This window comes from Patescibacteria group bacterium (assembly GCA_028707065.1).
GTDB lineage: Bacteria > Patescibacteriota > Patescibacteriia > Patescibacteriales > WJLG01 > JAQTUZ01.
The window spans coordinates 1-21,635 of sequence record JAQTUZ010000018.1; the positions used below are offsets into that span (position 1 = coordinate 1).

General features: G+C 47.7%; 17 protein-coding genes and 2 pseudogenes. All 19 read left to right on the forward strand.

All coding sequences use genetic code 11. The features are described from left to right. The first annotated feature begins 319 nt into the window (after positions 1 to 319). The 19 genes and pseudogenes from PHE24_05560 (at position 320) to PHE24_05650 (ending at position 21,519) form a co-directional block, all read left to right on the forward strand. Complete coding sequence (locus PHE24_05560; protein ID MDD4902571.1) at positions 320 to 1,864, forward strand: Ig-like domain-containing protein; 1,545 nt, start codon at positions 320 to 322, stop codon at positions 1,862 to 1,864. Between the two features lie 151 nt (positions 1,865 to 2,015). Then, positions 2,016 to 2,831, forward strand: a complete 816-nt coding sequence (locus tag PHE24_05565; GenBank protein MDD4902572.1) for a hypothetical protein — start codon at positions 2,016 to 2,018, stop codon at positions 2,829 to 2,831. Positions 2,832 to 3,535: 704 nt separating this feature from the next. Then, positions 3,536 to 3,649 (forward strand): annotated as a pseudogene (locus PHE24_05570) (hypothetical protein). A 575-nt stretch (positions 3,650 to 4,224) separates the two neighbouring features. Next, positions 4,225 to 4,641: an rRNA maturation RNase YbeY gene (ybeY, locus tag PHE24_05575; GenBank protein ID MDD4902573.1), complete on the forward strand. Its 417-nt coding sequence runs from the start codon at positions 4,225 to 4,227 to the stop codon at positions 4,639 to 4,641. Positions 4,642 to 4,737: 96 nt separating this feature from the next. Next, positions 4,738 to 5,124, forward strand: coding sequence for an endonuclease domain-containing protein (locus PHE24_05580; GenBank protein ID MDD4902574.1), 387 nt, complete (start codon positions 4,738 to 4,740; stop codon positions 5,122 to 5,124). A 116-nt stretch (positions 5,125 to 5,240) separates the two neighbouring features. Beyond that, complete coding sequence (locus PHE24_05585) at positions 5,241 to 5,597, forward strand: diacylglycerol kinase family protein (protein ID MDD4902575.1); 357 nt, start codon at positions 5,241 to 5,243, stop codon at positions 5,595 to 5,597. A gap of 76 nt (positions 5,598 to 5,673) precedes the next feature. After that, a complete protein-coding gene (locus tag PHE24_05590) occupies positions 5,674 to 6,057 on the forward strand; it encodes a DUF559 domain-containing protein (protein MDD4902576.1) in 384 nt (127 codons plus the stop codon). 142 nt (positions 6,058 to 6,199) lie between these two features. Continuing rightward, positions 6,200 to 9,961: a carbohydrate binding domain-containing protein gene (locus PHE24_05595; protein MDD4902577.1), complete on the forward strand. Its 3,762-nt coding sequence runs from the start codon at positions 6,200 to 6,202 to the stop codon at positions 9,959 to 9,961. A gap of 136 nt (positions 9,962 to 10,097) precedes the next feature. Then, positions 10,098 to 10,445, forward strand: a complete 348-nt coding sequence (locus PHE24_05600) for a four helix bundle protein (protein MDD4902578.1) — start codon at positions 10,098 to 10,100, stop codon at positions 10,443 to 10,445. A 52-nt stretch (positions 10,446 to 10,497) separates the two neighbouring features. Then, complete coding sequence (locus PHE24_05605; GenBank protein ID MDD4902579.1) at positions 10,498 to 11,226, forward strand: hypothetical protein; 729 nt, start codon at positions 10,498 to 10,500, stop codon at positions 11,224 to 11,226. Between the two features lie 93 nt (positions 11,227 to 11,319). After that, positions 11,320 to 11,732, forward strand: a pseudogene (locus PHE24_05610) (four helix bundle protein). A gap of 156 nt (positions 11,733 to 11,888) precedes the next feature. After that, positions 11,889 to 12,743, forward strand: coding sequence for a hypothetical protein (locus PHE24_05615; protein MDD4902580.1), 855 nt, complete (start codon positions 11,889 to 11,891; stop codon positions 12,741 to 12,743). 212 nt (positions 12,744 to 12,955) lie between these two features. Beyond that, complete coding sequence (locus tag PHE24_05620; GenBank protein ID MDD4902581.1) at positions 12,956 to 14,923, forward strand: hypothetical protein; 1,968 nt, start codon at positions 12,956 to 12,958, stop codon at positions 14,921 to 14,923. Between the two features lie 265 nt (positions 14,924 to 15,188). Continuing rightward, positions 15,189 to 17,441, forward strand: a complete 2,253-nt coding sequence (locus PHE24_05625; GenBank protein MDD4902582.1) for a hypothetical protein — start codon at positions 15,189 to 15,191, stop codon at positions 17,439 to 17,441. Between the two features lie 112 nt (positions 17,442 to 17,553). After that, positions 17,554 to 18,120 carry a hypothetical protein gene (locus PHE24_05630; protein ID MDD4902583.1) on the forward strand — a complete coding sequence of 189 codons (567 nt, stop codon included), beginning with the start codon at positions 17,554 to 17,556 and terminating at the stop codon, positions 18,118 to 18,120. Between the two features lie 421 nt (positions 18,121 to 18,541). Continuing rightward, entirely contained in the window at positions 18,542 to 19,969 is a 1,428-nt protein-coding gene (locus tag PHE24_05635; GenBank protein ID MDD4902584.1) for a hypothetical protein, read from the forward strand. A gap of 168 nt (positions 19,970 to 20,137) precedes the next feature. Beyond that, complete coding sequence (locus PHE24_05640; protein MDD4902585.1) at positions 20,138 to 20,263, forward strand: four helix bundle protein; 126 nt, start codon at positions 20,138 to 20,140, stop codon at positions 20,261 to 20,263. 35 nt (positions 20,264 to 20,298) lie between these two features. Then, positions 20,299 to 20,889: a prepilin-type N-terminal cleavage/methylation domain-containing protein gene (locus PHE24_05645; protein ID MDD4902586.1), complete on the forward strand. Its 591-nt coding sequence runs from the start codon at positions 20,299 to 20,301 to the stop codon at positions 20,887 to 20,889. Positions 20,890 to 20,967: 78 nt separating this feature from the next. After that, the gene (locus tag PHE24_05650) at positions 20,968 to 21,519 is read left to right on the forward strand and encodes a hypothetical protein (GenBank protein ID MDD4902587.1); all 552 of its coding nucleotides are present in this window, start codon (positions 20,968 to 20,970) and stop codon (positions 21,517 to 21,519) included. The last annotated feature ends 116 nt before the right edge of the window (positions 21,520 to 21,635 follow it).

Consider the following 21,635-nt stretch of genomic DNA (forward strand, 5'->3'; position numbering starts at 1 on the left):
TGTTAAAGATTGAGGTTACTATCAATGCAACGCGGATAATTCCGCCTGCGAGGCGGATACTCCCGTCAGCAGGCCGGAAGGCGCTCATTTTGCTTCCTCAACTCTTTGCTCCAACGCCTGTCAGCCGACTCCGGACGCGGGAGCCAGCTGCGCGGCCGGCGGTACGTTCGCGAAACCGGCCACCACCTGCAATACTAAAATTTGCGGCAATCCGCTCGCTTGCCTGCAATCGGACGGCAGCAGCCCATTCCCTTCAGCGAGCGGAGATACTTGCGGCTTCTGCTGCTGCAATCCCAAAGGAACCGGACAATGCGATTATTTGACTAAGAACAAACCTGATGCGACTTTGACTTTAAGCTGCGTGCCCGATGTCAGTCCTTGCAGCAGCAATATCGGCGCCCGCGGACTTTGTTGCGGCTGTCGAAATAACGAAGATTGCGACCCGGACAGTAAACCGGTGACGCAAGGCTGCGGCATGGATACTTGCTGCCGCGCCCGTCCCCGCGTAGTCGGCACAACACCGGCCCATGCCGCGACCGGTGTTTGCACCAATGCCGACATTATCGTAAGTTTTGATCAAAAAATGGATGCCGCCAGCTTTAAAGATAATTTTATTTTGATCGAGGAAAAGGAGCTCGGCGCCGAGTGTCCTGCCGGCACGACCAAAATCGGAGCGGTGAGCCGGACTTGGGAAAATAAAAATATCATCGTAAAAAGTTTTTATAAATTATGGGAGGCGGCGCGCCAGCATCTGACTTGGATCTTCGGCCGGGGAAGTTTGGCCGACAACATCAGTTATTGTTCGATCCCGGGCGCTGTTTTCAGCGCGCCAGAAGGGGATAATAAAACGATCCTTACTTTCCAGCCTTCAATCGTGCTTAATGCCGATACTGTTTATTACGCGGTGGCCAAAGGCGTGGCCGATCTGTCCACTACCACCGGCGCTGTTCTGAATTATTGGGGCATCGGCTTGAATGTCGGCGATTCAGGCAGTCCGGTTTCTAACGGCATCTCCTTTAACGGCAGCAGTTTCCAAAATTCCTATATTTGGTCGTTTAGGACCAAGCAAAGCAATGGTGAAGACGACGGCATTTGCGCCATTGCCCGGGCGAGCATTTTCCCCGATTCTTATCTTATTCATGTGATGAGCAATGATTTAAACGAAAATGACGATAATCCCGGCGCCAAGACTTTCGATACGGCTGATGATGTTGATAAAGCTTTTCTGGCCAGCGTTTATTCCGGCGACGATCAGCTTTTGCATCCGGTTAGCGGGTATTCCTGGATTTGGAATTGGCAAAACAGCAATAGCAACGCGGCCAGGATCATCAACAACGAAAACGGCGCCGATAAGCCTTATGCGGCCGCTTCTTCTTCCCAATTGGTCCGGGCGGTGGCCGGAGTGGTGGATGATAAAACACAACTATTGGCCAAAGTGAGCCTGACTGATTTTAAAATTTTTACGGATATGAACGTTGCGGCCCCGGGCCGGAACGCTTCCAGCACCGCCGATGTTTACGTCTTCATCTGCACCACCACTTGGCCGAATAAGCAAGCTGACGGAACTTGGCGGCCTTGGCGCGATACTTTGGATGCCGTGTTGGGCGGCGGTTGTATGAAGGCGCCAAACTCTCCCAATTCAGTTTGCAGTCCGATGAATTATGAATTGTATTATTGCCGGGATACCAAAAATGCCGCGCAAAAATTGCCCGAAGTAAAATCGCCGGTCACCTCGCTTGGGTCGAATTTGGGCTGCACTGACGCTAAAGGCAGCTGCGACGGCAAGTCAGTCGGCGACCCCTGCGGCAATAGCGGCGGAATCTGCCAGGACCTATTGAAAGAATCCTATTTCTTCGGCCAATAGCAGAGAGCATAGAACACAGAGCAAGGAACAATAAAAAAAGATTTTTGATCCATGTTCCTTGATCTCTGTTCTATGTTCTTGATAAATAGAACGGAAAAATAATAATATACTACATGCCGCATTCAACGTGTCGCATGCTAAATAAATCACTATGTTTGAAAATTTAGATCAAAACAAGGGGCAAAATTTAACCGGCGCTAATTCCCCCCTCCTTCCCAAGGAAGGGTCTGGGGGTGGTTCTGTCCCTCCTCCTTTCCACGGAGGAGTCAGGGGCGGTTCGGTACCCGCTGCCGGCGCTCCGCCCGTTGAAGATATGTTTGCCGGCGTCAAAGATATCGGCCCGGCGTCCAAGACTCCGGGTTCTCCGGCGATCCCTGGCCGGCCGACAATGCAAAATAAAAAATCTTCCGGATCAGGCCTGCGGGTAATTTTGATCATCGTGATCATTTTAGTCGTGATCGGTTTGGGAATGTTGATTGCCGGAAAATTTTTGGGAGTAGAGCTGACCAATCCATCGAGCTGGGCGAACAAAATTTCCAGCTTAAGCAATTCGCTTTTCAAACAGCAGCCCGGCACGACTGTCGTGGTAAATAATGTAACTCCGGCAACCAATCAAAATAACGTGGTCACGCCGCCGGTCACTCCGGTCGTGACTCCGCCCGCGACGGTTACTCCGCCGGCCGCCACGACCACCGCGCCGGCCGCCACAACCACTCCGGTCGTCGCTTCTTCTTCACCCTCGACGCTCGACTCTGATCAAGACGGCCTGACCGATTATGAAGAGATCAATGTTTATCATACCAATCCCAATAAAGCCGATTCGGATAATGACGGCCTGACCGATTTCCAGGAAGTGAAAACTTATCAAACCGACCCGAATAATCCGGACACGGACGGCGACGGCTATACTGACGGTTCGGAGGTGCAGAATGGCTATAATCCGCTCGGCCCAGGCAAGCTGAAGTAAGAAGTAAGAAGTTAAAATTAGGAAATATCCAATATCAAATAACCAATATTTAAAAAAATATTTAAATATTAAAATATTGTTTGGATGTTTGATACTGGTTATTGGATATTTAATTTTTTCAAGAACTAAATACTAATCATATGGCTGGATTTAAAGATCAGGCAATGGAGCCGGATGATCCGCCGGCAGAAAAAAAAGGCGGCGGCCGGATTTTCGCCGGTGAGGAAGACACCGCGCCCAAAGTTAATTTGGATGAAGAGATCGAAAAAAATATCAGGATCCGCACCATGCCGCGCAAATTTAAAATAAGCACGCAGACCGGCAATAAAAAAACCACCATTATCGGGGCGGTGATCATGATTGTCGGTGTATTAGTAATGGCCGCGGCCGTGTATTTGGTTTATATATTTTTGATCAATCCCAAGCCGCCAGTGACCACCCCCAAGACCGTAACGCCGGCACCGGTCGCTACCACGCCGACCACCCCGGTAACCAAACCCACTCCGGTGGCAACCACTACTGCGCCGGTTGTCGCCACTACTACGGTACCGGTCGTTCCGCCGATAACTACTCCGATCGCCACTACGACGGTCGTCACTTCAACTCCGCCGGTAGCGGCCACTTCCACCCCGCCTATTGCGACTTCCTCGGCCGCTTTTTCCGCTACTTCAACTTTGGCTCATGACGGCCTGCCTCCGGGGACGAGCGTAGCTGATGCCGATCATGACGGCCTCTCTGACGCCGAAGAAGTTATTTTCGGCACCGATCCTAATAAGGCCGATACGGACGGCGACGGTTATCCCGATGGCGCCGAGGTCTTATCCCTTTATGATCCGGCCGGGCCGGGTAAAATTACCGCCAATCCGCACGTCGCTGTTTACAATGACGCGGCCGCCAAATTCAGCGTTGCTTATCCGAAAATCTGGCAAGTGCAGAATTTAAACAACGGCCAGTCGATCATTTTTTCCGCGGCCGATAATTCTTTCCTCGAGATCGTTTCCATGCCTGACGCCGGCAACATGTCCGTTAAAGATTGGTATAACAGCCAGTTCCCCGATACCCCGGTCACCGATGCCGACGTGGTCGCGAAAAACGGCTGGCAAGGAATCTTTCACCAAGATCGGGAAATATTTTATTTAGTTGACGCGGGCAAAAATAATATTTACACCATCTCTTACGTGCCGGCAGCCGAAAGCAACCCCGCCTTCTATCATATTTTCTTGATGATGATTAACAGTTTTAGTCTTAAGTAAACTAAGTTTGGGTATATAATGCGAATACCACGAATTTTACGCGAATACTACGAACAGGAATGTTAAATGAGTATGTCGAAAAATTTGATTCGCAGAGTTCGCGGTATTAGCTTATAATTAGCGGTATTCGTGTTAAAGTTATGATTGAGATTAACAACAAAACGCAATTTAAAATTAATAAAAGCTCGTTGAAAAAAGTAACCGAGAAATTCTTGCGCAGCCGCCATTTGTCCGGTAAAGATGTCTCGATCGCTTTTATCGGTGATCAGAAAATGCGCGAATTGAATCGGCGTTATCGGAAAAAAAATTGTCCGACCGATGTGCTATCTTTTGCCGGCGAAGACGATTTTTTGGGTGAAGTAATTATTAGCCCCGCGCAAATAAAACGCCAGGCCGGAGAAAATGGCAACTCATTTCAAAGCGAATTGATTTTTATCTTAGTCCACGGCCTGCTGCATCTTTCCGGGTATGACGACGAGACGGAAAAAGACAGATTGCGGATGATTAAAATAGGAGAGGAGTTTATTGGGAGATTGGAAGGTAAGGGTGGTAAGTAAAAAAGTCCCCCCTTGAGGGGGGTGGCAGGCTGCCGCCTTGTCCGCCTCGGGCGGAGGCCTGACGGGGGGTGTATAATTCCCGACATTATTAAAGATATGTTGGATAGAAAAATATTATCGTATAATCCCAAATTAAAACAATTAGCCAGAAATTTAAGGAAAGAAGGAACGTTATCTGAAGTGCTGCTTTGGAAAAAATTGCAAAAAAAACAGATGCAAGGCTACAATTTCAGGCGGCAAAAGCCGATTGATAATTACATCGTCGATTTTTTCTGCCCTGAATTGAATTTAGCTATTGAAATAGACGGCGCAACTCACGGCTTTAAGGAAAAATATGATGATGACAGACAGAAAAAATTGGAAAGTCTGGGAGTAAAATTTTTAAGATTCACCGAGACCAATGTTCGAGAAAATTTGTGGGCGGTTTCGGAAGAGATTAAGGACTTGGTAAATAAAATTGAAAATAATAATGAAGCGGAATAGACCCACCCCGCCTCGCCGAGCTCGGCACCCCTCCCAAGAGGGGACTTCCACCCCGCCCTCCGCTTCGCTCCGGGCACCCCTCCCAAGAGGGGACTAAATTAAATCTTTTACTTCTTATGATTCGTTTATTTAAAAGTTTCAGGTACGCTTTCCGCGGGCTGGCCAAGATTTTCCGCGAGGAGCGAAATTTACAAGTTCACTCATTGGTTGCTATAATCGTGATAGCTCTGGGCTTTGCTTTTAAGATCCAGCCGTGGCAATGGTGCGCGATTTTGATCGTGATCGCGCTGGTGATCTTGATGGAAACGGTCAATAGCGCGGTGGAGCGCCTGGCCGACGTGCTCAAGCCGCGGATTCATGAATCGGTGATGGATATGAAAGACATCATGGCCGCCGCCGTCATGGTCGCCTCGATCCTGGCGGTTATTGTCGGGTTGATGATCTTTGTTCCCTATATTGAGGAATTATTTTGAAAAGTCCCCTCCTCGGGAGGGGTGGCGCGTCGTGAGACGCGACGGGGAGGGTCTATTCCCGACATATTTATAAAGTATGCTGAATAGAAAAATAATTCCGTATGATCCAAAATTGACTCAATACGCCAGAAATTTAAGAAAGGTCGGCACATTCTCCGAAGTCCTGCTCTGGAAAGAATTGCAAGGCAAAAAATTACAAGGTTATAGATTTAGGCGGCAAAAGCCGATTGATAATTATATTGTTGATTTCTATTGTCATGAATTAAAGTTAGCAATTGAAATAGATGGAGTCACTCACGGTTGGAAAGAAAAACATGACGAAGAAAGACAGAAGAAATTGGAAAGTTTGGGCATAAGATTTTTAAGATTTACGGAAAGTCAATTTCGAGAAAATACTTGGGCGGCTTTGGAAGAAATTACTAATTGGATAAAGATAAATAAAAAAAAGGAAGAAGAATAGACCCTCCCCGTCCGGCCAGGGGCCGTCCACCCCTCCCGAGGAGGGGACTTCCACCCCACCTCTCCGCCCTGGGCGGATCGCCACCCCTCTCCCACGCATCGCTTCGCTTTGCGGGGCAAGCAAGAGGGGACAATAAATTTTTATGCCGTCATCAAAAAAAGATAATTTTACTAAAATTCAAAGTTCTCTTAAGGACTCGAGCTTGGGTTTTGCTCTGGGCGCTTTTTTAGTCCTCGGCATTTTTGTTTACGCGCTTTGCGGTTTTGCCGCCTGGTCCGATCCGACCGCATCGCCGACCGGCGGCAATGTCACGCCGCCGATTTTTGTCGGCACCAGCACTTTGCCGATCTCCCAGAACAGGTTCGGAACCTTTAAGCTTGGTTCTACTTCGCCGTCGGTCGTTTCCGATTTTTTTATCTATAATGGCAAGGCCGCCATCGCTTCTTCTTCGCTGGGCGCCGCCACTTTGCTGGTAAGCAGCCCCTCCGCCCCGAATGTCAATGTTATTGACGTGGATGGCAATCGGATCGTGGGATTGGCGACCGTGCCGGTAAATAATAATGAAGCCGCTTCCAGATATTACGTTGATTGGAGGGCTTCATCTTCCATGTTTTGGAGCGGACTGCTTTCCGGAAATATTTATAATATGAATACCGGCAACGTCGGCATCGGAATAAATACGCCCGGCGCTCCTTTGCAAGTGCAGAGCGACGGTAATAACGCCGTTGCGCTGGTATCGGCATATAATCCGGTCAGGGCCGGATCGGTATTGGTCGGGTCATTGGCCGGAACGGCAAGCTATGCCGGTTTGCTCGGCTATCCGGATGGAGCCGGATTTGCTTTTACCGGAAATTATGTTCCGGCGCATTCGATTGCGGCGGGCGATCCCGATGAATACGGAACTCTTTATCATACCGGAAGAAACGGCCAGCAGTTGCTGGCCAGCGGCGGAACTTTTGATTTTCAAGTCGCGACCGCCGGTTCCGGAAACCGGACAATGTCGTCCAAAATGATCATAACTTCTGCCGGTAATGTCGGTATCGGGACAAATATTCCGACTAATAAACTTGATATATATGCCGACGCTGAAACGACGTTTACCAATAATCCTTCAGTTTTGTCGCTTTATACGACCAATGTTCAAGCGGCTAATATGGGTGGCGGAATAAGTTTTGGCGGCGTTTATACCGGCTCAACGCGAACGGCTTTTGCGTATGTCGGAGGAGTGAAAGAAAATGGGACGGCGGGAAATTATGCCGGCAAGCTCGTATTCGGCACCCGCACCAACGGCAGCGGCGCTTCCGATATGACTAGAATGGTTATTGATAGCACGGGGAATGTCGGCATCGGGACGACTAATCCCAATAATCTTTTGCAGGTAGCGAACCTGATCGATTTTAATAATACTGATTTTAATACTAAATTAGGTTTTCAGGCGGGAAACAATATTGTCGCCGGCGCGGCAAATAATACTTATATCGGCTACCAGGCGGGATCGGCCGGCGCGGGAACCAGTAATCAAGCGGATTATAACTCCGCTCTCGGCTATTCTGCTTTATATTCCAACACGACAGGCTATCAAAATACGGCCATCGGGTCGCAAGCGCTTTACGCCAATGCCGGCGGTTCAAGCAACACGGCCATGGGGTTTCGAGCTCTCTTTGCTGATGTCGGAGGTTATCAAAATACGGCCATGGGAGGGATGGCTCTTAATTCTAACACTAGTGGCAATTACAATGTGGCCATGGGATGGAATGCTCTATTTAACAATACCACCGCTTCTAATAATACTGCTTTGGGGGCGCAGGCCGGACAGTATCAGGCGAATGGGTCAACCGCTCTGGTGAACGTCGGCGATTCTGTATACATCGGTTTTAATGCAAGGGGTTATGATAATACGGATAATAATTCCATTGTCATTGGATCTCAAGCTGCGGGAATCGGGCCCAATACGGTAGTTTTGGGAAATAACAGTATTGTAACGACAGCGCTAAAGGGGAATGTCGGCATCGGCACGACCAATACGGGAGGAGCTAAACTTGCTGTCGAGACAAGCAGCGCGGCACCGGGTACTATCGCCTTTTTTTTGTCGCCAAATCTTTCGACCGGAAGCGCTGTCGGCGCAATGATCGGTCAAGGCTATACATCCGGCGGCGTTATTAATTATAATTATCTTGCCGACCCTGCCAGCCGATTTATCGTTCTTGGTATTATGGGTGATGATCTTAATAACGGACAAGGTCTTATAATCAAGAAAGGCGGCAACGTCGGCATCGGGACGACGGGGCCGAATTCTAAACTTGAAGTAAACGGCGACATCGGCATTCCCGTAGGAAATGCGATTTATTTTAACAAGGCAACCGACAATAATCATAGAATATATCTTACATCAGGAGCCAATTATATCGATACATGGAGAGTATACAACAGCAACTCAGAAGGTTGGAATCTTGAAAATTCCGCAGGAACCAGTCTTATTCGGGTTTTGGGAGCTTCCGGCAATGTCGGCATCGGCACGACCGGCCCGACTGGAAAATTGGATGTGCAAGGCGGGAATCTATATGTTGGGCGCAATGAAGCCGCTAATACCAGATTTATTGGTCGCATATATGATACTGCCCATGTGGCCGGAAACGTCCCTAATACCACGTTTTTTGGGGAAATAGAAGGTGTCGCCGGTGCGTGGGCAGGGATGAATGTGCTGGGCGTACGAGATGGTAGTGCTAATAGTTATAGTTTAGGATTTGAAACGCATCATGGCATGGTATCTTCCGGCATCAGGATGACAATTGATAAAGACGGCAATGTCGGCATCGGCACGACCGGGCCGGGCGAAAAATTGGATGTGGTCGGCAATCTTATGCTGCGCGGCGTTCTCAAATCTATGTTGCTTACGACCGGCGCGGGCGGCGGCTATGTTGAGGGTGGAGGAGTTAATCTTCTGCCTTCGGGAAAATCTTCGTCTTTTGAAAATGATATTTCGGGCTGGGCGGGTCGTTCCGGCGTTTCCCTTTCGCGGAGTACTAATGTCCACCACACTGGCGGCTATTCTTTGAGAGTGGATGATACTGCTACCGACAACCAAAACGAATTCGGTCTTGAGTTTACTGATTTTATGAATAGCGGCGAGACTGATTTTGTCGCCAGCGCCTGGGTTTATCTGCCAACGGCCGGCGGAACCTCGAATATTCATTTGCAGTATCGCGATGGCGGCTCAAATTTTTATACCGGCGGCACGGTTTATAATTCGCCGAATATTTCCACCAAAGACAGTTGGCAGAGGATAGTCTTGCCGTTCAAAGTCCAGGCTACTACCGGTTCCGGCTTTTTATGGTTCTGGGTTGGCGGAACAAACGATGTCGGAGATTATGTTTATGTCGATGATATTCAAATCGAGCGCGGCACGATTGCCACGGCCTACAATCCCAATCACCTTGATTTCGGCAGCAACAATGTTTTTAAGATTGAAGGCCAGCTCACGGTCGGCTCGGGCGATGTGGCTGAAGAATTCTATACTGACAAAGATTATCCGGCCGGCACGGTTTTAGTGATGGATGACAAGCCCTCCTACGCCGAGGCTTCGGCGGGCGAGGGCTATAAATCTGCTCGCGCTTGCGCTAAAAATTATGATCAGACGGTGATTGGCGTAATTTCTGAAAAACCGGGCATGGTCATCGGCCAGGTTGAAGGTAAATACAAAGCGCCTGTCGCTTTGACCGGCGTGGTCAAAGTTTTAGTCAATTCATCAGGCGGGAAAATCCGCCAAGGCGATCTGCTCACCACCTCGGCCATAACCGGCGAAGCGATGCGCGCCGCCGAACCGAAACTCGGAACGGTGATCGGCAAAGCCCTTGAGGCGGACACGGGCAAGGGGTTTGTAATGGCGCTGGTCAATCTTAAGTAAATTTTTAATTTTTAAATTTTTGAAAGAATTTTTAATTTTATAATTTTTAAAGAAACTTCAATTTTTAATTTTTAAAAATTGAGCCTTAAAAATTATTTAAAAATTCAAAAATTATAAAATTCAAAAATTACCGTTTATGAATTATGATTTGGAAGAAAGATGCGGAAAATTCGGAGAAGCGGTTATCAATCTTTGCCAAGAATTAAGAAATAATGATATTAATCGGCCGCTGATAAATCAAATAATAAGATCAGCTACCAGTATAGGAGCAAATTATATGGAAGCTAATGAAGCGGCTTCCACTAAAGATTTTAGAAATAAAATAAGAATAAGCCAGAAGGAGGCGAATGAAACCAAACATTGGATAAGAATGATTGCGGCCGCTAATCCGGAAAAGAAAGATAAATGCAGGATTATTTGGCAAGAAGCTCATGAATTGACTTTGATTTTTGCCACAATTTCAAGAAAGCCGGTTAAAAATTAGAAATTAAATTTCTTTAAAAATTTAAAAATTACAAAATTAAAAATTACCAAAGATGTTTTCCAAAAAATCTATCTCCATCATGCTGATCATAATTGGCGTGCTCGTCGTCTTCATCGCCGGCCTTTTGCTTTGGAGAAATTATTTTGCGGCGAAAATGGCGGCGCAAAATCCGCCCGGCGCGCAAACCGGCGAGGCGCCGCCTTCCAGCATTGAAGCGGGGAAAAAAGCCACGGAAAAACTGATCGAGGAAACGAAAAATTTGGCTGCCGCTCCGGGGGCGGGAAATATCGCCCAAGTGATCACCGTTAATCGGGTCAATGGCGACGGCACCAAGACGCCCGAACAAGCCGTGGTGGTCGCGCCGCAAAGCAATCCGATCTCGGAAACGACCGGTGAAGTTTTAACGCGTGACGGTTCAGCGGCAGTCGCTAATGGTACGCGGGCCGGCGATGCCGATGCGCCTTTGCAGTCGGCGCCGATTGATGCCGGCAAGCTGCCGCCCAGCTCGATAAAATTAGTCATCAATCCCGATTCGATCATTCCGGCGGAATTCACCGTCAGCGCCGGACAAGCGGTAGTTTTGTCGGTTAACGCCGCCAGCTCGGTGGAAATCTTCAAATTTGACAGCCCATTATTAGCCGCCGTGGCGATGGGCTTGGAACCGCGCCAAACCTTGGTGATCAATTTTAATGCCCCCACTATAATCGGCGAATACGTGTTTTATTCCGATTTTGCCGGCCACCGCCAATTCGGCGCGGTCGGAAAAATGATCGTCCAATAAACATGACGCGAATCCATAAAACATTCTCCGAAAAATCCAAAATCAAAAATCCGAAATCCAAAACAAATCAAAAATTAAAAATTCAAAATCGTGATGGCTAAAACAGTAAGAGTGAATTATTTCGATTTGGAAGAAAGAACATTGCAGTTTGCCGCGCGAATCAGAAATTTTCTAAAAACTATTCCGTTTTCAACATCAAACGTTGAAGATGCCAAGCAGCTGGCGCGATCATCCGGTTCGGTCGGAGCTAACTATATCGAAGCCAATGAATTCATCAGCAAAAAGATTTTATTCTAAGAATAAAGATCTGCCGCAAGGAAGCCAAGGAAAGTTGGTACTGGCTAAGATTAATCGACAGCGGAAAAAATGAAAACACGGCAAATGAGAAACAATTCTTGACCAATGAAGCGATGGAATTAACAAAAATATTCGGCGCGATCTTAAGAAATTCAACCCGAAAAGAAGAAAAATATTTTTTTAGTTTTTTAATTTTTAATTTGTTTTGAATTTTGTGCTTAGGATTTCGGATTTCATTGGGGATATTTCGCCTGCCCGCCGGCAGATAGGTAAGTTCGGATTATGTGTTTTGAATTGATCGTACGGAAACGTTAAAAGTGGTATATTGTAATCACGATATTTTTTTAAAATTAAATAACAAAACTATGCGTAAAAATAAAATTGCCAAAGGCATCGTAAAGAGCAACGGCAACATTCCGGTCGTCCTCTCGATCATCGTGCTGGTGGCTTTTATCGCCGGTTTGCTTCTCGGCAGCTTAGTGATCGCGAAAGCAGTGGGCGGAAAAAATGTTTTTATCAGCCAGATGACCGGCAGTTTTGCCGATGGCTATAACGCGGCCAAGAAAAAATTAGCCGATGTCGGGATGTTTGTCAGCCAAAGCCCTTCTTTGAGCGGCCAGATTACCAAGGTAAGCGGCAATGAAATTACTTTTACCGCGCCGCTCCCTAACCCGCTTGATGATGAATCTTTAAAAACCAGGATCGCGGTGGTAAGCAAGGATACTGTGATAACTTTATATCGCCTTAAGCCGGCCGAAAAAGCCGCCAGTGATCTTAAGGAAGGGCAAGCGGAGATGGCTGTTTTGCAAACCCAGATGGCTGCTTTGCAGACCCAGCTGAACAAGTGTATGATGCCGCCGGCTGCCGCGGCTCAAGCTTCGGCCGCAAACGGGCCGAGCGAAGAATGCCAGGCCGCTTCCAAAAGCTATAATGAAGCCATACAAAAATCCAATCAAGCCGGCCAAAAAATGGATGCTTATGAAAAGGTGGATAAAGCGGCTATTACCGACCTGAAAGCCGGCATGCAGATAAGCGTTTTAGGCCAGGAAATTAAGCAGGCGGATAACCAGACCGCGCCCATGGCAATGACCGGAAATTTTGCCGATATTTCCCAGCAAGCTAAATTCACTGTCAGCCAGGTCACGGCCAGAGAAGCGCCGGCTATTTCCGCCCCCAATCCCGTCAATGTTCTTCTCCCTGCGTCAACGACTGCCAAATAGAAAATAATAATTAAAGACGACCGCATTGAAAACGCGGTCGTCTTTTTTGACCTTGTCACAAATTGTAAGACGTGAGAATAGATATTTTGTGGCTAATATTAAATATTTTTTATTAATATTATTGACTTTTAGTCATTTTTTTGGTATTATGTAGACAACAAAATAAACGGCGGAAATCCGCCATTACACCGAAATTAAACCAGGAGGAAATCATGAAAGCACTTTGGCTCTTTACAATTGTGTGTTCGTTTTTTGTCGCACCTGTTTTTGCGAATGATTCGATCAAGGGCACAGTGCGCGATTCTCTTTCCGGAAAACCGATTTCCGGCGTTACCGTTAAGGTCACTTCGCCGTCCTGTTCGACAGTGACTGATACCAGCGGAAATTTTTCGTTCTCGATCATCAGCACCGCCGTTCAACCGACGGCGCCGAAGCTGGTCTGGAATCAGGAAAAAGGATTATTTTTTTCCGGTTCGGACAAAGCCCGGCTCGAAGTGGTAAATCTCAAGGGAGCGAATATTGTTTCGGCCGCTAAACTTAAAAGCGGCCGGTGCGCTCTGCCGCCCGGAGTTTACTTTATCGTCGTCAGGGATGGAAGCCGGACAAGTATCGCGAAGATCGTTAACGCCAAATCGGATTTTCGGATAGTGGCGAACAGCGGTTCAGCGTCTGGACTGGCCAAGACGGCAGCGGCCACTTACTTGCTTAACTTCAAAACAGCCGGTTACAATCCGGCTTCGCGGAGCGTGGTCGGCAGCGTGAGCGATCTGACGATCAATCTGATGCCGGTGCGAGTGACTGGCTTGATCCGTGCCAAAGTTACGGTGCGGCCGGTCGGGTCCTTGACCAATGGTCCGGACACGTTCGGATCTATGGTCCAGCCAAACAAGTTGATTGTCAGGATCTATCGGCCGGCGACAACGACTTACGTTGTCACGGACACGATCAGGAGTTTTGTCATCGGGCAGGTTTTGAGCAAAGTCTATTCCAATCTGGACACGGGGTCTTATCAGGTTGGCGCTTGGACCGTGGATTCGCTTTCGGGTTCAGGGGTAAACGCGTATCATGTGGCAGACGCCGCCGTCGCTCCCAACCAAACCGATACTGTCAGTTTTGATCTGCAGGCGATGGTGGTTCATTTTGCCGCCAAGTTTGCGCCTAATGACAGTGCGGTGAAGTTCGAGACTTGCATTAAGGCGCTCGATGCCAATTACCAGCCGCTGCCGGTGTGGACTGACTCCCTGGTTTTTGCCAAGGGAAAGAAGGATACCTCGGTGATCCTGAAAAATCTGGAATTGGCGAATGCCGGGCTTCCGCCTTATGTCACTCATTACGATATCAGGTTCCGGGTTTACGGCGACACCGGCGCTTCTCATACCAGGATCGTCCTGTATGAAGGCACTGATTCCAATGTCGCGGTTTCTCCCGGAGTAGACCAGTCGTACGCGGTGGATATGAAGGCGATAAAAATCGTGCCGATGGGCACGATCCGCGTTAACGCGGCAGTCCAGAAGGTCGGGTCTTTGACCAATGGACCGGCCGTGTTTAATGATAAGATCGATCCGAATTGGCTGATCATACGGTTGAGGAAGGAGTCAGCTTACATCCTGTATGACACTATCCGGAATTTCACACCCGGACAGACGTTCAGCAAGGTGTATCCCAATTTGGAGTCGGGTTTTTCTTACGGCGTGAGTGCCTGGACGAAAGATTCGATCTCGGGTTCAGGGGTAAACGGCTACGATGTCATTGATGTCAATGTCAATACCAATGAAACCGCTACTGCCAACTTGAATTTGGTGGCAATGCTGACCCACTTTTCGGCCAAGTTTGCGCCAAATGACAGTGTGGTAAAGTTCGAAACCTATATCAAGGCGCTTAACGCGAGTTATCAGCCTTTGCCGACGTGGACTGACTCCGTGGTTTTTGCCAAGGGGAAAAAGGACACCACCGTGATTACCAGAAATCTGCCGCTGTCCAACGCGCCCGATCAGTCCAATTATGAGATCAGGTTCCGCGCTTATGGGGATACCGGAATTTCTCATCAGAGAATCGTCCTGTACGAAGGAATCTCTGATGTCTCGGTTTCTCCCGGGGCAGACGTGCCATATGCGGTGGCCATGAATCCGGTAACGGGCATGGCGCTTTCCAAAGCGGCCAATAACGCTATTCGGAAGTGATCTGTTCTTTGATTATTATGAAGCCGCGAGCTAACACTTGCGGCTTTTTTTAAAAATTAAATTAAACCTGATATTAAAATAACGCAATAATTCTCGCTAATTTTGTATGCCATAGTTTAAATATTTTACCTATTGATATCCCCCCTTAAAAATGTTATAATTGTGACATAAAAAACGCTTCATATTTTTTCATATTTTTACTATATTTTTTTACTATATTTTTATTCTGCCCTTGGCTTAGCAGAGTAATCTAAATTTTAAAATTATGAATAAGTTCTTCCAAAAAACCAAGCGGGCCCTGATCGCTTCCTTGGTTTTTGTTTTTAGTTTAACGGTCGGGTTTCAAGTTTCCGCGGCAAATGTCGGCTTAATTATAACGACGCCGATGACTGACATTGCCGGGCAGCAAAATATTTATTACGGCAATGCCAAGGGCAGCCAGTACGGAAGCTTGCTTAAGCTGCAATCGGATACCGGTTTCAATAAGTTCGTCGTCGATCTTTCCGGCAATGTCGTTGCCGCGGGCGATGTGACCGGCAACCGTTTGTGCATCGGAGCCTCTTGCCAATCTTCCTGGCCTTCAGCCACGAATTATTGGTCGGTTAATGGCGCCAATATTTATAACAACACCGGCACCAATGTCGGCATCGGGACGAACGCGCCGGGAGCGAAACTACAGGTTAATAATGGCGATAATTCCTATGGCACGATTTTAGCCACCGCCAATGAAACTCCGTTTACTTTGTATGCTAAAACTTTGACAACCGCGGTTAACTCTGAATCATTCCGTCTGGGACTGAAGTATAATGCGGACGAGGGCAACGGCTTCATCTCTTTTTATCGCGGCGGCAGTACTAATGGCGGCTGGCTGACTTTTTCCACCAATGGTTCCGAGAGAATGCGCCTAACGAATGGCGGCTATGTGGGTATTGGGATAACCGGGCCTTCGGATTATTTGCATATTGCCGGTACAAACGATTTTACTCGCGGAATAAAATTTTCCGAAACTAATGGCAATTATTCTTCCGGGATAAGGTGGGGCAGTCCGAACAGCACTCCTTCGGGCTGGGGAATGGATTTTTATACTCCAACGGCAGCCGGATCGAATGTGATAAATATGTCTTTGAGAGGCAATGGCAACGTCGGCATCGGGACGACTAATCCGGACACCAGGTTGGTTGTAAGAGAAGCGCGTAGTGATAACCATAATTCGGGGGTTTATACGGGCCCGGGCGATCTTCTGATAAGGAACACCAATATAACGGGTGCTAATCAGGGAGCATTTTTGGTCTTTGGTTCCAGTTGGAATCCGAGCGAGGGTTATCATGCGGCAATCAAGGGTGCGAATGACGTTTGGGCAAATGATGGGGCGGGCAATTTGCAATTTTACACTGCTGCGGCGGGAGCGGGAAACCAAATGTGGGAGAGGATGCGCATTAACAGCTCGGGCAATGTCGGCATCGGGGTGACAGATGCAACTCATGCGGGGCTAAATATAATCCTTGATAAAAGTACGGCGAATAACGGCGCTGATGTCGATTTGACGATAAATACTAATTCTGGATCGCCGATCGTTGATTGGTTTGTCCAAAACTGGGGCGGATCCTACACCTTTAATCGCGGCAGTTCAGGCGGTAAGGTTCAGCTTTTTGGCATTGACAACTATGGCAATGCCACTGCTGCCGGTAGTTTGAACGGCGGTAATGGTTATTTTTCCGGCAACGTCGGCATCGGGACGACCGGACCGGGCAGCAAATTAGAAGTCATAGGCAATATTCAGATTCCAAACAACAACGACATAAGAACAAAATATGCCAACGGTACGGTAAGGCAGGCAATACTGCTTGCAAGTTATGACATGTGGCGCGCCTTTGAAAGAAAAGACGGTACCGGTTATGGAATTACCGTAAATTCAACCGGCGACGTCGGCATTGGGGGTGATCCAACTGCCCCCTTAACGGTTAAGGGTTGGAACAATACTTACGGTTACGTAATGCAGCTTAACGCCAATCAGAGCGGAGGAACCGCGGGTAATCAGCTTAATATAACCAATGGCACCTACAGCTGGGGGATGATTTTGGGCTCGGATAACCCCAATGTTGCCACATCGAATTATCACGGACCGAACAGCGCTTATGTTATAAATTATAATAACGCGCCCTTGCATTTCGGAGTAAATAATTCCGTACAAATGACCATAGAAAATAACGGTGTAGCGGTTGCGGGAAATGCGACTGTCTCCGGAAATCTCGTCTATAGCGGATTGCAAACTATAGTTTTAACCAGTGATCAAAACGTAGCCCCCACGACCGGACGGATAGAAGTAACGGGGACTTACACTATGTATCTTGACAGTGGGCCATTGCCAGTAGGGTCTATCGTGACAATAATCAATCCTAATGGTTCACAGATGCCGACAATAGCCTGCAATAGCGGGACAAAATCGTTGTACACCGCGGGTGTTATTGTGCAAAAAGCAAGTAATGGCGGATGGTATATAATTGGGAGCATGCCATGAAAACTCCGGCGACTACGTATCGCGATAATCATCATTACGATTCGGCCGAACATCAGAAGCAGATCGAAGAATTGAAACAGAGCAATCAGGATCCGCAAACATAGAAAATAAATTGCTGCAAACCGGCGCTATCAAAGATTACGCCAACTTTCTTTCCGGCACGGTTCTGTCGGTTGCCGGCAATGAAGTGTCTTTCAGCGCTCCGCTGGTAAATCCTCTCCAGGACGAAAACTTGAAGACCAGGGTCGCGGTGGTTACCGCCGATACCAAAATCTACGTTTATAAACTCCGTTCGCAGGCGGAAAGGGACCAGGCGGCCAAGGATTCGGCCGCCGAGATCAAGAAGCTGCAAGATGATTTGGCTGCCGTCGACGCTGCTTTTAAAAATTGCGGAGTTAAAGCAAATCCCGCCGGCTGCGCTGACGAGCAAAAAAATCGGCAAGATATTCAAGCCCAAATTTTTCAGCTCCGCTCCTTGTCCGACCAATATGCCAAGGCTGAAGGAACTTTGGCCGATATCAAATCCGGCTGGCTGATCACGGCCGTGGCCGGCAAGGCGGCCAATCAAACAGACAACGTCAGCGTCGAACAGCGAGGAGTAAATATCGCCAGCGCGCCTAAATTCGAAGCGGCAAGCATTGAAGTCAGGGAAGTTATGCCGAAACCGACCGAGAAATAATATTTTTACTTCAAAAAAGATTAGAAATCGCGGCAGAGCTCCGTTCCGGAGCTCTGTTTTTTTATCCCCCTCCTCTCAAGGAGGGGCGTAGGGGTGGTTAAAATTTCTACTGCACAACCCAAACCACCCCCAAACCCCTCCTTTAAAAGGAGAGGAGACCTCAAATTCTTCCTCCTCTCAAGAAGGGGTTTTGGTTTGGTTTGCCGTCAGAATTGCCTGCCTGCCGGTAGGCAGGGGTGCTGTATTTCCCTCCCCGGGAGGGGTGGACGCGCCTAAGCTCCGGGGTGGGTTTCCATTAACTATTGGCGAGGCAGGGTGGGTTGGCGCCCGGGGTTTGTAAATCCCCGGTATTATTATTTTGTCGCAAGCCCGGCTTAGGTCGCGCGCCTCGCAATGACCTGATTATTTATGGTATAATATTATGGTAATGAAGGCTGCTAGTACGGCTAATTTGTTTATGGTCAATAATGAAAAAAAAGCAAGGCGATTGCCGGCGGGCGCGATTTTTTTCGTCTTTTTGCTTTTTGTTTTCCTTTTTTTCCGCGGCAGCATCAAGATCGCGCAAGGGCTGGGGGATGACCCGACCGCCAATGTCGCCGGCTATGCCTGGAGCTCCAATTTCGGCTGGATCAGCATGAATTGTTCCAATAATAATTCCTGCGCGGCTAACGACGGTTTTGATTACGGCGTCAATATCAATACGGCAAGCGACGGCAATCAATTCAATCTCGACGGCCATGCCTGGAGCCCGAACGCCGGCTGGATCAGCTTTACCCATGACACGAACGATCCCCCTGATTATAAATTCAATACCAGCTGCAAAAGCGGCTATTCTTGCACGTCCGGGACTAATTGCACCGCTTGTTATAATCCGGACGATGGAAATCTTTACGGCTGGGCCAAGGTGGTGGCTTTGGGCGATGACGGCTGGATCAGCTTGGGAACGACTTCGGTCGCCTTGCCTTACCGGGTATCGATCGATCGCGCCAGCGCTTCCGGAACTTTTTCCGGCTTTGCCTGGAACGGCAGCACTGTCCCGACCGAAGGTTTGGGCTGGATCAGTTTTAACTGCAACAATCCTCCCGTTTCAAATCAGTGCGGCACCTCGAGTTATGCGGTTTATTTGAAAGGCCATCATATGCCCGCACCGACGAATTTATGGCCAAGTTACCCCTTCATTACAGCCTGCTCTATGAAATTGGCTTTAGGCGTCAGCCTGCAATGGAATAATGGCGGCATTTCACCTACCTATTATAATGTGATTGTCAGTTCTTCTACCTCTACGTCCAGCCCGCCGGCTTTTAATTCGGGCGTAAGAGTAGGCCCGGTCAACAGCTTTACTTACGCAGCGAATATCTATAACCAACATTATTATTGGTGGGTGAAAATTTGGGATGATTTCGGATTTGCTTCCGCTTGGCGGCAGTTTGATATCACTAAAGGCGATAGTTTGACCGATAACGTGGCAGCCAATGGCGGCAACCCTTTAACTTTCACCACCTATCAGCATGAAATGCCGATCGCCAGCTTTACTTATCTGCCGCTCGAGCCATTGGCTTATAATTCGGTCACCACGACTGACGCTTCGGAATATTTTGCTTCCGCCCCCCCCGTCGATAATCCCTATACGGCGAAAAATTGCAATCCGAGCAATTGTTCCTGGTTCTGGTCAGGCACCAACCTCTTGAGCAATTCCACTCCCAATTCATCCAGCACGGTAATGGTTTTCAACTACGGCGATGCCAGCATGAGATTGCGGGTTACCGACAACGAGGGCTATGCTTGCACCTCGACGGTTGATTTTTTCTCCGATCTCTTGCCGGTCTGGAAGGAAAAGCAAGCGCAATGATCTTCACGTAACACATATCACATAACACATAACATGAAATGAACTTTCACGACTCGCTAAAATTAAAAATTCACCTTTTTGTCAATGACGTTTACAAAATAACAAAAAATTTCCCCCGTGATGAGTTGTATGGAGTAACTTCACAGTTTGGATATATCATTCGGATCCTTGAAGGAAGCAAAATATTTAATTTATTTTTCGTATACGCAAAATTATCTGGATGAAAATACTTATAAAAAAATATTGGCTCAAGCCGATGAAATCGGGGCTATGCTTTTTAAAGTGAATAACTAAAATCATAACATGTTATGTGTTATGTGCTATGTGTTATGTATCGCAAGTGTAAAATACCAAATACCAAATACCAAATACTAAATACTAACGAGGGTTTTACCCTGCTCGAGCTTCTTATCAGCCTTTCCATCATCACGATGATGATCGCGCTTTTTTTGGCCAACTACAATGCCGGCATCCGCAGCAACGAATTATCTATCGCCGCGCAGCAAATCGTCAGCGATACCCACTCGGCGCAAAACAAGGCGCTGGGTTCGACCATTTATAATACCAAGTTTCCCGACGGGGGATGGGGAGTGCATTTTGATACTTCGGCCGGAAGTTATAAAGTTTTTGCCGACAGCAATGGCGACAAAATTTATAATTCCAGCCCCGACGACGAAGCTTTGGTGGCTTATGGCGGGCAGACTTTTAGCTTGCCGGCGAATGTCATTATCAGTTCGATAGTGACTAAAAACGGCAATCAGTCTGCGCTGGATGTGACTTTTCTGCCGCCCGATCCGATCACCAGAATCTATGACGGCATTGGCACGTCCACGGTGGCGACGACCACGCTAAAAAATTTGATCACGAATAAAACGACCACCATCACGATAAACGTCCTTGGCTTGGTTCAAGCCAACTGATTTGTCATTGCGATCCCGCCAAGGCGGGAGAAGCAATCCCGCGGAAGGCAGTGAAAACGGGATTGCCATGTAAAAAATATGCCGTTAGCAAAAAAATATATTTTTGAAAATTCCGGATTTACTTTATTGGAAATAACCATAGTTATCTTTATCATCGTGATCGGGTTGATAGGAATTTTGTCTTTGGCCAACCAAAATGTCCAGGTCGGAACGATCAATAAAAATACTTTGATCGCTTCGCAATTGGCCCAGGAAGGTTTAGAGGTGGTAAGAAATAAGCGGGATGTCAATTGGCTGCAAGGCGGGACTTGGAATACCAGTTCCACCACCGGTTCCCACTTGGATATCATCCAGGCAGCTGCCAATTATATTTACACAGTCGATGCTTATACCGGCGCGATCGACAATACCTTGACCAGCGGCATTAATGATTCATTGGCTAAATTGTATCTGAATGCCGGCGGTTTTTATACCCACGCGATTACGGCCACGACGACAGCCTTTTCCCGCATCATAACAGTGGGCAACGAAAGCGCGGCCTCGACTTCGGTCACCTGCCTGGTGCAATGGAAAAAGGGCACCAATACTTATAATTTTTCCGCCCAAACAGTTTTGTATAATTGGAAATGATTAGTTTCACATAACACATATCACATAACACATAACAATCAGAAAATGTTACGTGCTATGTGCTATGTGTTACGTGCTATGTGTTATGTATCACCAGCGAAAAATACGAAATACGA